13 protein-coding genes are annotated in these 15,142 nt (G+C 56.6%); 5 read left to right on the forward strand and 8 right to left on the reverse strand.

The window, feature by feature from the left end:
* Positions 1-41 precede the first annotated feature (41 nt).
* The 4 genes from dtd to typA form a co-directional block, all read right to left on the reverse strand.
* Positions 42-479: a D-aminoacyl-tRNA deacylase gene (gene dtd, locus KFZ77_RS18635; RefSeq protein WP_264385030.1), complete on the reverse strand. Its 438-nt coding sequence runs from the start codon at positions 477-479 to the stop codon at positions 42-44.
* Positions 476-1,345, reverse strand: coding sequence for a virulence factor BrkB family protein (locus KFZ77_RS18640; protein ID WP_264385031.1), 870 nt, complete (start codon positions 1,343-1,345; stop codon positions 476-478). The genes dtd and KFZ77_RS18640 overlap by 4 nt, the downstream gene beginning before the upstream one ends.
* Complete coding sequence (yihX, locus tag KFZ77_RS18645) at positions 1,342-1,938, reverse strand: glucose-1-phosphatase (protein ID WP_264385032.1); 597 nt, start codon at positions 1,936-1,938, stop codon at positions 1,342-1,344. Before yihX ends, KFZ77_RS18640 begins: the two co-directional genes overlap by 4 nt.
* Before the next feature lie 142 nt (positions 1,939-2,080).
* Entirely contained in the window at positions 2,081-3,904 is a 1,824-nt protein-coding gene (gene typA / locus KFZ77_RS18650) for a ribosome-dependent GTPase TypA (RefSeq protein WP_031523202.1), read from the reverse strand.
* A 380-nt stretch (positions 3,905-4,284) separates the two neighbouring features.
* Between typA and glnA the strand changes: the two genes are divergently transcribed.
* From glnA to KFZ77_RS18670, 4 genes are all read left to right on the forward strand, one after another.
* The gene (gene glnA, locus KFZ77_RS18655) at positions 4,285-5,694 is read left to right on the forward strand and encodes a glutamate--ammonia ligase (RefSeq protein WP_031523201.1); all 1,410 of its coding nucleotides are present in this window, start codon (positions 4,285-4,287) and stop codon (positions 5,692-5,694) included.
* A gap of 240 nt (positions 5,695-5,934) precedes the next feature.
* Positions 5,935-6,984, forward strand: coding sequence for a nitrogen regulation protein NR(II) (gene glnL / locus KFZ77_RS18660; protein ID WP_031523200.1), 1,050 nt, complete (start codon positions 5,935-5,937; stop codon positions 6,982-6,984).
* 8 nt (positions 6,985-6,992) lie between these two features.
* The gene (gene glnG, locus KFZ77_RS18665; protein WP_031523199.1) at positions 6,993-8,402 is read left to right on the forward strand and encodes a nitrogen regulation protein NR(I); all 1,410 of its coding nucleotides are present in this window, start codon (positions 6,993-6,995) and stop codon (positions 8,400-8,402) included.
* 107 nt (positions 8,403-8,509) lie between these two features.
* Positions 8,510-8,632 carry a YshB family small membrane protein gene (locus KFZ77_RS18670; protein WP_152548398.1) on the forward strand — a complete coding sequence of 41 codons (123 nt, stop codon included), beginning with the start codon at positions 8,510-8,512 and terminating at the stop codon, positions 8,630-8,632.
* Between the two features lie 37 nt (positions 8,633-8,669).
* Here KFZ77_RS18670 and hemN read toward each other — a convergent pair whose 3' ends face one another.
* Both hemN and yihI read right to left on the reverse strand, forming a co-directional pair.
* Complete coding sequence (gene hemN / locus KFZ77_RS18675) at positions 8,670-10,043, reverse strand: oxygen-independent coproporphyrinogen III oxidase (RefSeq protein ID WP_264385033.1); 1,374 nt, start codon at positions 10,041-10,043, stop codon at positions 8,670-8,672.
* Positions 10,044-10,230: 187 nt separating this feature from the next.
* Complete coding sequence (gene yihI / locus KFZ77_RS18680) at positions 10,231-10,746, reverse strand: Der GTPase-activating protein YihI (RefSeq protein WP_264385034.1); 516 nt, start codon at positions 10,744-10,746, stop codon at positions 10,231-10,233.
* Positions 10,747-11,332: 586 nt separating this feature from the next.
* Between yihI and yihA the strand changes: the two genes are divergently transcribed.
* Positions 11,333-11,968: a ribosome biogenesis GTP-binding protein YihA/YsxC gene (yihA, locus tag KFZ77_RS18685; protein WP_031523193.1), complete on the forward strand. Its 636-nt coding sequence runs from the start codon at positions 11,333-11,335 to the stop codon at positions 11,966-11,968.
* Between the two features lie 94 nt (positions 11,969-12,062).
* On the opposite strand, the gene KFZ77_RS19835 is transcribed toward yihA, so the two are convergent.
* Together KFZ77_RS19835 and polA are read right to left on the reverse strand one after the other, a co-directional pair.
* Positions 12,063-12,110 carry a spot 42 RNA, inhibition of DNA synthesis gene (locus tag KFZ77_RS19835; RefSeq protein WP_071892919.1) on the reverse strand — a complete coding sequence of 16 codons (48 nt, stop codon included), beginning with the start codon at positions 12,108-12,110 and terminating at the stop codon, positions 12,063-12,065.
* A 166-nt stretch (positions 12,111-12,276) separates the two neighbouring features.
* Positions 12,277-15,063 (reverse strand): DNA polymerase I, encoded by a 2,787-nt coding sequence (gene polA / locus KFZ77_RS18690; protein WP_264386217.1) that lies wholly within the window; start codon positions 15,061-15,063, stop codon positions 12,277-12,279.
* Positions 15,064-15,142: the final 79 nt, after the last annotated feature.

Raw genomic sequence — 15,142 nt, forward strand, 5'->3', positions numbered from 1 at the left:
TGTACTCTCTCTTGTGACCCGCAGCCCGGTAGCGGCCAGGCTCATACCTGCAGCCAGAACGTCACCGGGCCGTCATTGACCAGGGAAACTTGCATATCAGCGGCGAAGCGGCCGGTTTCGGCGGTAATGCCCTGAGCGCGGCAGCGCGCAGCGAAGTAGTCGTACAGCGCCTCGGCGCGATCCGGTGCCGCACCGCGGGAGAAGCTGGGGCGCATGCCGCGACCGGTGTCGGCGGCGAGGGTAAACTGCGATACCACCAGCACGCTGCCGCCGGCCTGCTGCACGTTGAGGTTCATTTTGCCCGCCTTATCGCTGAAGATGCGATAACCCAGCACGCGCTCGCACAGGCGATCGGCTTTTGCCTCGTCATCCTCTTTTTCGACACCCAATAACACTAAAAGTCCCGGCCCAATTTCACCCGTGACTTCACTTCCCACGGCGACGCTCGCCCGGGAGACGCGTTGAATCAATGCAATCATGGCTGGTCTTCTTTCTCTGCTGCGGCCTGTTTTAGTTTTCGGTACTCGCCGAGAGTGACAGTTATCTCTGCCCCAAGCAAGACGATGCACCAGGTCCAGTAGACCCAGAGAAACAGGATGGGGATCACGGCCAGCACGCCGTAAATCAGCTGGTAGGAGGGGAACATGGTGATGTAGAGCGCAAAGCCTTTCTTGCCGAGTTCAAACAGCAGCGCCGCCACCAGCGCCCCGATCACCGCGTCGCGATTGGGTACCCGCACCGTAGGCACCACGCTATAGAGCAGCCAGAAGGAGATCCACGACAGCATCAGCGGAAAGAGGCGCAGCACGTCGTCAATCATGCTGTTGAAGCCGGTCGCCCAGCGCAGGGAGAGCAGATAAGAGCTGATAGCCAGACTTGCCCCGGCCAGCAGCGGGCCGAGGGTGAGGATCATCCAGTACACCGCAAAGGAGTAAACTTTCGGACGCGTGCGCTGGCTGCGCCAGATGGTATTGAGCGCGCTGTCGATGGCGTACATCAGCAACAATGCGGTGACAATCAGCCCGCAGGCGCCCACCGCGGTCATCTTGCTGGAGTTGGCGACGAACTGCTCGATGTAGCGCTGAATAATATCGCCGGTGGCCGGAATAAAGTTGGCAAAGACAAAGTGGCGCAGCTGCATGCTGACGTCTGAAAACATCGGGAAGGCAGCAAACAGGGCAAATATCACCGCCACGAACGGCACCAGCGACAGCAGCGAGACGTAGGCCAGATTCCCGGCCAGCGTCGTCATATTGTCTTCGTCGATGCGCTTCCACAGCAGTTTCAGCCAGGCCACCAGCGGCCTGGTGTGGTGCGTCGCTTTTTGCTGAAGCTTAGTGATCATGCGTTGGCCGCAAAGTAGTCAGGCACGGTCGTTTTGTCTTTCACCAGGATCGCGTCAATACCCACCTGGCGCGCGCCTTCCACGTTGGCGGCGTTATCGTCAAAGAACACCGCCTCGGCGGCGGATACGTTCTCTGCTTCCAGCACCCGCTGATAGATTGCAGCATCCGGTTTGCGCAGGCCCATCTCCTGGGAGAGATAAATTGCATCCGCCGCGGCGCGCACTTGCGGATACTGTTCCGGCCACAGCGTAGTATGCAGCCGGTTGGTGTTGGAGAGCACCACGACGCGATGTCCTGCCGCGCGCAGTCTTTGCATGATATCGATAACCTCGTGGCGAATGCCGACAAACACCGCCTGCCAGCCAGCGCTGAACTGCTCGAAGCTCAGCGGCAGCGACATCTGCGCGCACAGCTGCTGCGCGAACGCCTCATCGCTGATCTCACCGCGTTCGTGCTGGTGGAAGGGTTCATCCATCGTGAAATTTTGCTGCAGGGTAGCGAGCGGCACGCGGCTGTAATCACTCCATACGCCAAGCACGCGGTTAAAGTCGATATCGATAATGACATTACCTAAATCAAAGATATAGAGCATGACTCTCTCCTTTTGGGCCATGGAGAGTTAACTGTAGCGGTAAAGCGAAACTTTGACTATGAGGCGAACAGCGGGGTTATAAAAATGCATAAAAAAAGCCCCGGCTTTTCAGCCGGGGCTTCGATACGGTGATTACCGTTAATTAGCCTTCACGCGGGCCACGGCTGGCACGCTTACGGTCGTTTTCCGTCAGGTGACGTTTACGGATACGTACGGAAACCGGGGTAACTTCTACCAGTTCGTCGTCATCGATAAACTCCAGCGCCTGCTCCAGCGTCATTTTGATCGGCGGAACCAGGGTGGTGGCTTCGTCAGTACCGGAAGCACGCATGTTGGTCAGCTTCTTACCGGTCAGGCAGTTTACGGTCAGGTCGTTAGAACGGCTGTGAATACCGATGATCTGGCCTTCGTAAACTTCAGCACCGTGACCGAGGAACAGCTTACCGCGGTCCTGCAGGCCGAACAGCGCAAACGCAACCGCTTTACCCTGACCGTTGGAGATCAGTACGCCGTTCTGACGCTGACCCACTTCGCCCGGACGCACGTCGTCGTAGTGGCTGAAGGTGGAATACAGCAGACCGGTACCGGAGGTCATGGTCATGAATTCGTTACGGAAGCCGATCAGGCCACGGCTTGGGATCACGTAGTCGAGACGTACGCGGCCTTTGCCATCCGGATCCATGTTTTTCATGTCGCCTTTACGCTCACCCATCGCCTGCATCACAGAGCCCTGATGCTGCTCTTCGATATCCAGGGTCACGTTCTCGAACGGCTCCTGCTTGCGGCCTTCGAATTCACGGAAGATAACTTTCGGACGGGAAACCGCCAGCTCGAAACCTTCACGACGCATGTTTTCGATCAGTACGGAGAGGTGAAGCTCGCCACGACCGGATACGCGGAACGCGTCAGCGTCTTCGGTTTCTTCAACGCGCAGCGCAACGTTGTGCACCAGCTCTTTGTTCAGGCGGTCGAGGATCTGACGTGAAGTCACGTACTTACCTTCTTTACCACAGAACGGAGAGGTGTTGACGTTGAAGAACATGGTTACGGTCGGTTCATCAACGGACAGCGCCGGCAGCGCTTCGACGTTCTGCGGATCGCAGATGGTGTCGGAGATGTTCAGTTCGCCCAGACCGGTGATCGCGATGATGTCGCCCGCTTCCGCGAGTTCGCTGTCGATACGCTCCAGACCGAGGTGGCCCAGTACTTTACCGACTTTACCGTTACGGGTTTTGCCTTCGCTGTCGATGACAGTAACCTGCTGGTTCGGCTTAACTTTACCGCGCTTGATGCGGCCGATGCCGATCACGCCCAGGTAGTTGTTGTAGTCCAGCTGAGAGATCTGCATCTGCAGCGGGCCGTCCAGGTCAACGTTCGGCGACGGTACGTGGTCGACGATAGCCTGATACAGCGGGGTCATGTCGTCCGCCATGTCAGTGTGGTCCAGACCCGCGATACCGTTCAGCGCAGAAGCGTAAACGATCGGGAAGTCCAGCTGCTCGTCGGTCGCGTCGAGGTTAACGAACAGGTCGAATACCTGGTCAACAACCCAGTCAGGACGCGCGCCAGGACGGTCAACTTTGTTGATAACAACAATTGGCTTCAGACCGTGGGCAAACGCCTTTTTGGTCACGAAGCGCGTCTGCGGCATAGGGCCATCCATTGCGTCAACGACCAGCAGTACTGAGTCAACCATGGACATTACACGTTCAACTTCGCCACCGAAGTCGGCGTGGCCGGGGGTATCAACGATGTTGATACGGAAATCATTCCATTTGATAGCGGTGTTCTTAGCGAGGATGGTAATCCCACGCTCTTTCTCCAAATCGTTGGAGTCCATCACACGCTCGGTGGTTTCCGCACGTTCGCTGAACGTACCAGACTGTTGGAGCAGCTTATCAACCAGGGTTGTTTTCCCATGGTCGACGTGCGCGATGATGGCGATGTTACGCAGATTTTCGATCACAACTTTGCCTCAGGCATTAGAAATAGCGCGTTATTGTACACGGATTAATCGCAGGACTGAACAAGATCACAAAGATCCTTCGCAAACAAGTATTGCAGGAGGGCTTTGTGATCCTTTTCACGCAGCAAACGTGCGCCCACTAACGCAAATTGCACCAATACAGTGCCCATTTTTTACACAAAGGCACTATATTGGTGCAATCTGTCCACGGTGGTGCAGCTCGTTTGCACTATGGTGCGCATGATAGCGCCTTTTTAAGGTAATTTGAAAGTTGGCACACTTTTCGCTTTATCTACATCAGAGCGAGAACGCCACTTTGATACAGTGTTTGAAAACCTCGTTACCACGACGACAATGACAAAATCCGGGAGAGTGCAAGTATGTCCGCTGAACACGTTTTGACGATGCTGAATGAACATGAAGTGAAGTTTGTCGATTTACGCTTCACCGATACTAAAGGTAAAGAGCAGCATGTCACGATCCCTTCCCATCAGGTTAATGCTGACTTCTTCGAAGAAGGCAAAATGTTTGATGGCTCCTCGATTGGTGGCTGGAAAGGTATCAACGAATCCGACATGGTGCTGATGCCTGACGCTTCTACCGCTGTCATTGACCCGTTCTACGAAGAACCTACACTTATCATCCGCTGCGACATCCTTGAGCCGGGCACCATGCAGGGCTACGACCGCGATCCGCGCTCCATTGCGAAACGTGCTGAAGAGTACCTGCGTTCAACCGGTATCGCCGATACCGTACTGTTCGGGCCAGAGCCGGAATTCTTCCTGTTCGACGACATCCGTTTCGGCAGCTCCATTTCCGGCTCTCACGTGGCTATCGACGATATCGAAGGCGCATGGAACTCCGGGACCAAATACGAAGGCGGCAACAAAGGCCACCGTCCGGGCGTGAAAGGCGGTTACTTCCCGGTTCCGCCGGTTGATTCCTCTCAGGACATCCGCTCCACCATGTGTATGGTGATGGAAGAGATGGGCCTGGTGGTTGAAGCGCACCACCACGAAGTAGCTACCGCCGGTCAAAACGAAGTGGCGACCCGCTTCAACACCATGACCAAGAAAGCGGACGAAATTCAGATCTACAAATATGTGGTTCATAACGTCGCGCACCGCTTTGGTAAAACCGCGACCTTCATGCCGAAACCGATGTTTGGCGATAACGGCTCCGGTATGCACTGCCACATGTCCCTGTCAAAGAACGGTACTAACCTGTTCTCTGGCGACAAATATGCCGGTCTGTCCGAGCAGGCGCTGTTCTACATCGGCGGCGTGATCAAACACGCGAAAGCCATCAACGCCCTGGCGAACCCGACCACCAACTCCTACAAGCGTCTGGTTCCGGGTTACGAAGCACCGGTTATGCTGGCGTACTCAGCCCGTAACCGTTCCGCTTCTATCCGTATTCCGGTCGTTGCCTCTCCGAAAGCACGTCGTATCGAAGTGCGCTTCCCGGACCCGGCGGCTAACCCGTACCTGTGCTTCGCGGCACTGCTGATGGCCGGCCTTGACGGTATCAAGAACAAAATCCATCCGGGCGAAGCGATGGACAAAAACCTGTATGACCTGCCGCCGGAAGAAGCGAAAGAGATCCCACAGGTTGCTGGCTCGCTGGAAGAAGCCCTCAACGCCCTGGATCAGGACCGCGAGTTCCTGACCGCCGGTGGCGTGTTCACCGACGACGCTATCGATGCTTATATCGCGCTGCGTATCGAAGAGAACGACCGCGTGCGCATGACGCCGCACCCGGTTGAGTTTGAACTGTACTACAGCGTGTAAGTTGCCCGCAGCGCGCGTTCATCGCCGCTGCGAATAACAACGCGAAAGATTTTTTGTTGCCGTGGAAACTTTTGGCCCATCTTCGGATGGGCTTTTTTCTCCGCAACGAACGGATACCAAAGGATGATTCAGTAAGGCGTTATTGTTTGTCATCGCACGCGCTGGGGACAAATAACATAGCCTTACTGAACCGATTGCCTATAATGCACTAAATTGGTGCAAACCCTGGGAGACTGCTGGATGGCAACAGGCGCGCTACCCGATGCCGGGCAGATCCTCAATGCGTTAATTAACAGCATCCTGCTGGTCGATGATGACCTGGCGGTGCATTACGCCAACCCGGCAGCGCAACAGCTGCTGGCGCAGAGTTCACGCAAACTTTTCGGCACGCCGCTGCCGGAGCTTCTGAGCTACTTCTCGCTCAATATTCATCTGATGCAGGAGAGCCTCAACGCCGGCCAGGGCTTTACGGATAATGAGGTCACGCTGGTCATCGACGGGCGTTCCCACATTCTTTCCCTGACCGCGCAGCGCCTGCCGGACGGCTTTATCCTGCTGGAGATGGCGCCGATGGATAATCAGCGTCGCCTCAGCCAGGAGCAGCTCCAGCATGCGCAGCAGGTGGCGGCGCGCGATCTGGTGCGCGGCCTCGCCCACGAGATTAAAAACCCGCTCGGCGGATTGCGCGGTGCCGCGCAGCTGCTGACCCGCGCCCTGCCCGATCCGTCGCTGACGGAGTACACCAACGTAATTATTGAGCAGGCCGACCGCCTGCGTAATCTGGTGGACAGGCTGCTGGGGCCACAACAGCCGGGCATGCACGTCACCGAGAGCATTCACAAAGTCGCAGAGCGGGTCGTGAAGCTGGTGTCGATGGAGCTGCCGGAGAACATCACCCTGGTGCGCGACTACGACCCGAGCCTGCCGGAGTTCGCGCACGATCCCGACCAGATTGAGCAGGTGCTGCTCAACATCGTACGCAATGCCTTACAGGCGCTGGGCCCGGCGGGGGGTGAAATCGTTCTGCGCACCCGCACTGCGTTTCAGCTTACGCTGCACGGCACCCGCTACCGGCTCGCCGCGCGTATTGATGTGGAAGATAACGGGCCGGGCATTCCCGCGCATCTGCAGGACACGCTCTTTTATCCGATGGTCAGCGGCCGCGAAGGCGGCACCGGGCTGGGGCTGTCCATTGCCCGCAGCCTGATTGACCAGCATTCCGGAAAAATCGAATTTAACAGCTGGCCGGGTCATACCGAGTTTTCGCTCTACCTGCCCATTCGTAAATAGAGGTCTTTATGCAACGAGGGATAGTCTGGATCGTCGATGACGATAGCTCCATTCGCTGGGTGCTGGAACGCGCACTGACCGGCGCCGGTTTAAGTTGCACCACCTTTGAAAGCGGTAATGAGGTGCTGAACGCGCTGACCACCAAAACCCCGGACGTGCTGCTGTCGGATATTCGTATGCCGGGCATGGACGGTTTAGCGCTGTTAAAACAGATTAAGCAGCGCCACCCGATGCTGCCGGTGATCATCATGACGGCGCACTCTGACCTCGACGCCGCGGTGAGCGCTTATCAGCAGGGCGCGTTCGACTATCTGCCAAAACCTTTCGATATCGACGAAGCGGTGGCGCTGGTGGAGCGGGCGATCAGCCACTATCAGGAGCAGCAGCAGCCGCGCAACGTACAGGTGTTCGGCCCCACCACCGATATCATCGGCGAAGCGCCGGCGATGCAGGATGTGTTTCGTATTATCGGCCGTCTGTCGCGCTCGTCCATCAGCGTGCTGATTAACGGCGAGTCCGGTACCGGTAAAGAGCTGGTGGCCCATGCGCTGCATCGCCACAGCCCGCGGGTGAAAGCCCCGTTCATCGCGCTGAACATGGCGGCGATCCCCAAAGATTTGATTGAGTCCGAGCTGTTCGGCCACGAGAAAGGCGCGTTTACCGGCGCGAACCAGATCCGCCAGGGTCGCTTCGAGCAGGCCGACGGCGGGACGCTGTTTCTGGATGAGATCGGCGATATGCCGCTGGATGTGCAGACGCGTCTACTGCGCGTGCTGGCCGACGGGCAGTTCTACCGCGTCGGCGGCTATGCGCCGGTGAAAGTCGATGTGCGCATCATCGCCGCGACGCACCAGAACCTTGAACTGCGCGTGCAGGAGGGGAAATTCCGTGAGGATCTGTTCCACCGCCTGAACGTGATTCGCGTCCACCTGCCGCCGCTGCGCGAGCGTCGGGAAGACATTCCGCGCCTCGCCCGCCACTTCCTGCAGATCGCGGCAAAAGAGCTGGGCGTGGAGGCGAAGCTGCTGCATCCCGAAACCGAAGCGGCGCTGACGCGTCTCGCCTGGCCGGGTAACGTGCGCCAGCTGGAAAACACCTGCCGCTGGCTGACGGTGATGGCGGCGGGTCAGGAAGTGCTGATTCAGGATCTGCCGCCGGAACTGTTTGAAACCTCGGTGCCGGACAACCCGTCGCAGACGCTGCCGGACAGCTGGGCGACGCTGCTTGCCCAGTGGGCGGATCGCGCGTTGCGCTCCGGCCATCAGAATCTGCTCTCCGAGGCGCAGCCCGAAATGGAGCGCACCCTGCTGACCACGGCGCTGCGTCATACCCAGGGCCATAAACAGGAAGCGGCACGGCTGTTGGGATGGGGTCGCAACACCTTAACCCGTAAGCTCAAAGAGTTAGGCATGGAGTGATCGAGCGTCGGGAATTAACACTAAAAACTGCTGCTATTTTGTACTTTACTGCAGCAGCAAGTTGCGTATGATCGGGCGCGTTCACGGGAAGGGTTTTTGAGGGTTGTATGCTGGAATCACTATTACATATGGCATCCAGCAGCGCTGAAGTTGGCGCTGCTGCAAGCCACACGCCGCAGACGGCAATCGCCGCGATTCTGTGCGCGGCGCTGGTTAATTTTTTGAGTTAACCGCATCAGGAGAGGGTTTCCCTCTCCTGCTTTCCGCTTAGATCACCCGCGAGAACTGCTGCAAGCGCGCTTTCTGACGCAGATACACGTCAAAGCACATGCAGATATTGCGGATCAGCAAGCGCCCTTTCGGCGTTACCACTATCTCCGTCTCGTTCACGTCCACCAGCCCGTCTTTTGCCAGCGGGGCCAGCAGCTGTAAATCTTCCGCAAAATAGTCCGCCACGCGGATATCCCATTCGCGTTCAATCTCCGCATACGTCAGGCGGAAGTTACAGATCAGCGATTTAATCACGTCCCGACGGATACAGTCGTCACGGGTCAGGGCCAGCCCGCGCCACAGAGCGTTACCCTGTTCGTCGACCTGCTGATAGTAGCGCTTGAGCTCTTTCTGGTTCTGGGCGTAGCAGTCACCCAGCATGCTGATGGCCGAGACGCCCATTCCCAGCAGATCGGTGTCGCCCTGGGTGGTGTAACCCTGGAAATTGCGGTGCAGCACCCCTTCGCGCTGGGCAATTGCCAGTTCGTTATCAGGGCGGGCGAAATGGTCCATCCCGATAAACTGATAGCCGGAGGCGGTAAGCGAGGTGATGGTCTGCTGCAGAATATCAAGCTTCTGCTGCGCGGACGGCAGATCGGCGTCTTTGATTTTGCGCTGGGCGGCAAACAGCGTCGGCAGGTGCGCGTAGTTGAACACGCTCAGGCGATCCGGATTCAGCTCCGCCACGCGCTGCAGCGTAAAGGCAAAGCTTTCCGGCGTCTGTTTCGGCAGGCCGTAGATTAAATCAATATTGGTCGAGGTAAAGCCGATATCGCGCGCGCGACGCAGCAGCGCGAAGATGAAGTCTTCATCCTGCTCGCGGTTGACGAGGCGCTGCACCTCTTTGTTGAAGTCCTGCACCCCCATACTCAGGCGGTTGAAACCTTCGCTGCGCAGATGGTCCAATACGTCCAGCTCGATTTCGCGCGGATCAACTTCGATAGAGATTTCAGCATCGGCGTTAAAATTGAAATTGCCGCGCAGCAGCGCCATCAGGCGGCTGATTTGCGCCTTGTTCAGGTAAGTCGGGGTGCCGCCGCCCCAGTGCAACTGGCTGACGTGACGCCCGGTAAACAGCGGCGCGCGATGAAGAATCTCCTGCTCCAGCGCATCGAGATACTGGTCGGCCTTGTGCTGCTGGCGGGTGACAATCTTGTTGCAGCCGCAGAAGTAGCAGAGCTTGTGGCAGAACGGAATATGAACGTACAGCGAAAGCGGGCGTTCAGGATAACGGGCCACCGCCTGGCGGAAATCAGCTTCGCCAAACTGTTCAGAAAACTCAAGTGCGGTGGGGTACGAGGTATAACGCGGCCCGGAATAGTTATACTTCTGGATCAGGGCCAGATCCCAGTCGATCAACTGCTCAGACATGCTTACTCCTTCCGATGATGCCGCGGACGGGTACGGCGTGCCGGTCTTGCCGCACCACGCGTAAGGAGCCGGCTGCGCAACCAATGCTTTTGCCGCGACAGCCGCTGTAGTTTACCGAATAACCACACCAGGTAACATACTATTGGTAAAACAATGAGCAGAACGGTCAGGCCCATAGGGGAAACCGTTAGTTTCCGCCTTTCAGCAGGCGCATCAGATCGTCTTCGCGCTCTTCTTCTGGCTCTTCTTCGTCATCGTCATACGACAGACCCAGCTGCTGCATCAGGGCATCGATACGGTCCAGCTTCTCATCAACCCAGGTTTGCTCTTCCGCGCTCAGGGTTTCACCCTCTTCCAGGCGCTCAAGCAGCCCATCCAGACGGTCGTCATTTTCCAGCATTTCCAGTTCAGCCTGCGGTGATAACATTTTTTTCTCACTCTTCGGTTGCTGCTGCTTTTTGACAGGTGCCTCGGTCACGCCCAGTTGAATGGGTTTCTTGCTGCCGATACGGGGATCCTGACCCTGCGCGCCGCGACCGCCTTTCTTCTGCTGCTCGGTACCGCCTGCAGCACGACTACCGGCGGCATGGCCACGATGCTTCTTCTCACGCTTACGGTCACGCGCTTCCTGATTGATTTCTTCGCGTGTTTTACGACGCGCTTTCGCCGGGGCTTTGCCACGCGCTGGGGATGGTTGTTTCATAGAAGGTCGTCTTCGGCTGTTTTATAAAGTATAGAATTGCGGCGGAATCTAGCAGAAAGCAAGAAAAGAAAAAAGGCGACAGAATAAACTGTCGCCTTTTTTACTGACCTTGCACCCGCGAAGGGCGCGTTCATCCTTGTGTGCTGTCGACAAACCTTGTCTTTCCGTATGCTGCCAACGTTCCCTGTCAGGTTCCTTTTCCGTTTGCTGACGTCTCCGACGTTTGCCATCCTGGCTTTTCCGCGCTTCGTCTCCGTGACGTTTCCTGCGTGCTCGTCCTGAACCTGTCCTTTATGAGCATCCCCGCTCTGTGAGAACTACTTTACCGTTACTGACGAAACTAACAACCCTGCCGCTGGGTTTTTACGGCAAATTAGGACAGTTCTTTATCGCTAAGCGGATGTTATTTAGATAAAAAATCCATAACCAGACATGAGATTTTTCTCAAATGTCGCCGCTAACAACGGGGCAATGTCTCACAGCAAAGCGGGGGAATGACGGAACCGCGCCTGCAATCAGCCACGGTCTTTTCTGTGTCTTCAGGTATAATCGCCGGAATGCTTATCCCCAGACGGAGAGAACCGTTTTGACTACCTGGAATTACCAACAGACGCACTTTGTCACCAGTGCGCCGGACATTCGCCACCTTCCCTCCGATACCGGTATTGAAGTGGCCTTCGCCGGGCGCTCTAACGCCGGCAAATCAAGCGCCCTGAATACCCTGACCAATCAGAAAGGCCTGGCGCGTACCAGTAAAACGCCGGGACGCACCCAGCTTATCAACCTGTTTGAAGTGGCTGACGGTAAGCGTCTGGTCGATCTTCCGGGCTACGGCTTCGCCCAGGTGCCGGAAGAGATGAAAATTAAATGGCAGCGCGCGCTGGGTGAATACCTGGAAAAACGGCAATGTCTGCAAGGCCTGGTGGTATTGATGGATATTCGTCATCCGCTGAAAGATCTCGATCAGCAGATGATTGAGTGGGCGGTAGCCAGTGAAATTGCGGTGCTGGTTCTGCTGACCAAAGCCGATAAGCTTGCCAGCGGGGCGCGCAAAGCGCAGCTGAATATGGTGCGCGAAGCGGTACTCGCTTTCCAGGGAGACGTGCAGGTTGAAGCATTTTCGTCACTGAAAAAACAGGGCGTGGATAAGCTGCGGGCGAAACTGGATAGCTGGTTTAACGATCTGCCGCCGGTGACTGAAGACACTGATTCCGGCGAATAAGCGAAGGCGCGTGGACAGGCTCCTCGCGTCATTTTGCCGGGCTGTGCCCAATAAAAAACGCCCCAGTCAGTACTGACTGGGGCGGCTAAAATATTCAGCCAAATCCGATTACGTGAAGTAAAAGGTCTGAAAGATAGAACATCTTACCTCTGTACCCTACGCGAATAACTCTACCGCTTTTTCTGGGTCACACAAAGCACTTTTTGTAGTTTTTTTTCACTCTTTACATAGCAATTTCTAATGATTATCACAAAAAGCTATTAGTTATGTTGCTAAGTTACAGAATAGCGACAGGGTAAGACGCACCCTTAGTGCGCCCGATCCCAGTTTTCACCGCTGCCTACTTCCACCAGCAACGGCACGTCCAGCTTCATGGTGTTTTCCATCAGTTCATGAATCTTTCTGGATACTGTTTCTACGTCGTCTTTATGCACTTCGAACACCAGTTCATCGTGTACTTGCATAATAAGCTGCACGCGCGGCTTTTCGCTCTCCAGCCACTTATCAACGTCGATCATAGCGCGCTTGATAATATCCGCCGCCGTCCCCTGCATCGGGGCGTTGATTGCCGCACGTTCCGCACCGGCGCGGCGCGCCGCGTTGCTGGAGTTAATATCCGGCAGGTAGAGACGACGCCCGTCCAGCGTTTCAACATAACCCTGCTCTTTCGCCTGTTTACGGGTGCGCTCCATGTACTCCAGCACGCCCGGGTAGCGCTCAAAGTAGAGATCCATATACTTCTGCGACTCTTTACGGGAGATATTCAACTGGCGCGACAACCCAAAAGCGCTCATGCCGTAGATCAGACCGAAGTTAATGGCTTTGGCGCTGCGACGCTGTTCGCCAGTGACCTGTTCAAGCGACATGCCAAACACTTCCGCTGCGGTGGCGCGGTGAATATCCAGCCCCTGCGAGAAGGCATCCAGCAGGCCTTTATCGCGCGACAGATGCGCCATAATGCGCAGCTCAATTTGCGAGTAGTCCGCTGAAACGATGACGTAATCCTGCGGCGCAATAAACGCCTGACGAATGCGTCGTCCTTCGTCGTTACGCACCGGAATGTTCTGCAGGTTCGGATCGGTGGACGACAGACGCCCGGTCGCCGTGACCGCCTGGTGATAAGAGGTGTGTACCCGGCCGGTTTTCGGGTTAATCATCAGCGGAAGCTTATCGGTATAGGTCGATTTCAGCTTCGCCAGCCCGCGATATTGCAGGATGACTTTCGGCAGCGGATAGTCCAGCGCCAGCTCCTCAAGCACCTCTTCAGAAGTGGACGGCGCGCCACCCGGCGTTTTCTTCAGCGGCTTGATGCCCTGCTTTTCAAACAGAATGGTTTGCAGCTGCTTGGTCGAGGAGAGGTTGAACGGTTCGCCGGCAATCTCATGCGCCTTCTGCTCAAGCTCGGCCAGACGCAGCGTGATCTCTTCAGAGTGCTTATGCAACACCGCTGGGTCGATTTTGACGCCGTTGCGCTCGATGCGCGACAGCACCGGCACCAGCGGCATTTCGATTTTTTCAAATACCGCGCGTGGACCCGCCTCTTTTTGCAGCTTCGGCCACATTTTAAGGTGTAGCTGCAGCGTGACGTCCGCGTCTTCGGCGGCATAAGGCCCGGCCTGCTCAAGAGCAATCTGGTTGAACGTCAGCTGGTTTTTGCCCTTGCCGGCAATCTCTTCAAAGGTGATGGTTTTATGCTTCAGCAGGCGCTCCGCCATCGAGTCCATATCGTGGCGCCCGGAGACGCTGTTAAGAATGTACGACTCCAGCATGGTGTCGAAGGCGATACCGCGCAGTTCGATACCGTAGTTCTGCAACACGCCGCGGTCGTATTTCAGATTCTGGCCGACCTTAAGTGCATTTTCATCTTCAAGCAGCGGCTTCAACAGCTCAAGGGCGCGCTCGCGGGAAACCTGATCCGGCGCGTCCAGGTAGTCATGAGCGACCGGCAGGTACGCCGCATCACCCGGTTCAATAGCAAAGGAAACGCCCACCAGATTAGCTGAGTGATTATCCAGACTGTCGGTTTCCGTATCGAAGGCGAACAGCGGCGCTTTTTTCAGGCGCGCAATCCAGGCCTGCAGCGTCTCTTCGTCCAGGATGGTGACATAATTTTCCTGAGAGAGCGCCACGGCCGGTTCGTCTGGCTCTTCATCGATAACGATAGTTTCCTGCGGCTTCGCAGCGGGTTTAGCGCCTTTTGCCTGCAGCCACTTGCCCGCTTCTACGTCAGCGGTCCAGCGTTTGAACTCGTAGCGCCTGAACATTTCCATCAGCGCCCCGGCCGCCGGCTGCTGCACTTCCAGCTGCTCGGCGCTCAGCTCCAGTTCAACATCGGTTTTGATGGTCGCGAGCTGATACGAGAGATACGCCACGTCTTTATTGTCGGCCAGTTTGGTCGCCATCGTTTTGGCACCGCGGAAGCTGAGGGTCGCGATCTTCTCGGGTTCGCCGTAGAGGGTATCCAGGCCGCCAAGACCCTGCAGCAGCGCCTGGGCCGTTTTCTCTCCCACGCCCGGCACGCCAGGGATGTTATCTGAGGAGTCACCCATCAGGGCAAGGAAGTCGATGATCAGCTCAGGCGGTACGCCATATTTCGCTACCACCTCTTCCGGGCCGAGAATGGTATTAGTCATGGTATTGATGAGGGTGATACCTGGCGTAACCAGCTGCGCCATATCTTTATCGCCGGTACTGATGAGCACCGGACGCCCTGCTTTTTCCGCTTCACGCGCCAGCGTACCGATGACGTCATCGGCCTCGACGCCGGATACCGCCAGCAGCGGCAGGCCCATGGCTTTGACCATCTCATGCAGCGGCACGATCTGCGCGCGCAGGTCGTCCGGCATCGGGGGACGGTGAGATTTGTAGTGTTCAAACAGCTCGTCGCGGAAGGTTTTACCCTTGGCATCAAACACGACCGCCGCATGAGTCGGCTGGTACTGCATGATCAGGCTGCGCAGCATGTTCAGCACACCGTACATTGCCCCTGTCGGCTCGCCGGCGCTGTTAGTCAGCGGCGGAAAGGCGTGGTAGGCCCGGTAAAGATAAGAGGAACCATCAACGAGGATAAGGGGGTTTTGTGGGATCTGAACCATAGTGTCCATGCCTGTTTATCGATATATGGCCTAAAGGATGCCATAGACCGCAGTCAAACATGAACTTTTACCCCCAAAG

It is taken from the genome of Siccibacter colletis (genome assembly GCF_025914095.1).
GTDB lineage: Bacteria > Pseudomonadota > Gammaproteobacteria > Enterobacterales > Enterobacteriaceae > Siccibacter > Siccibacter colletis.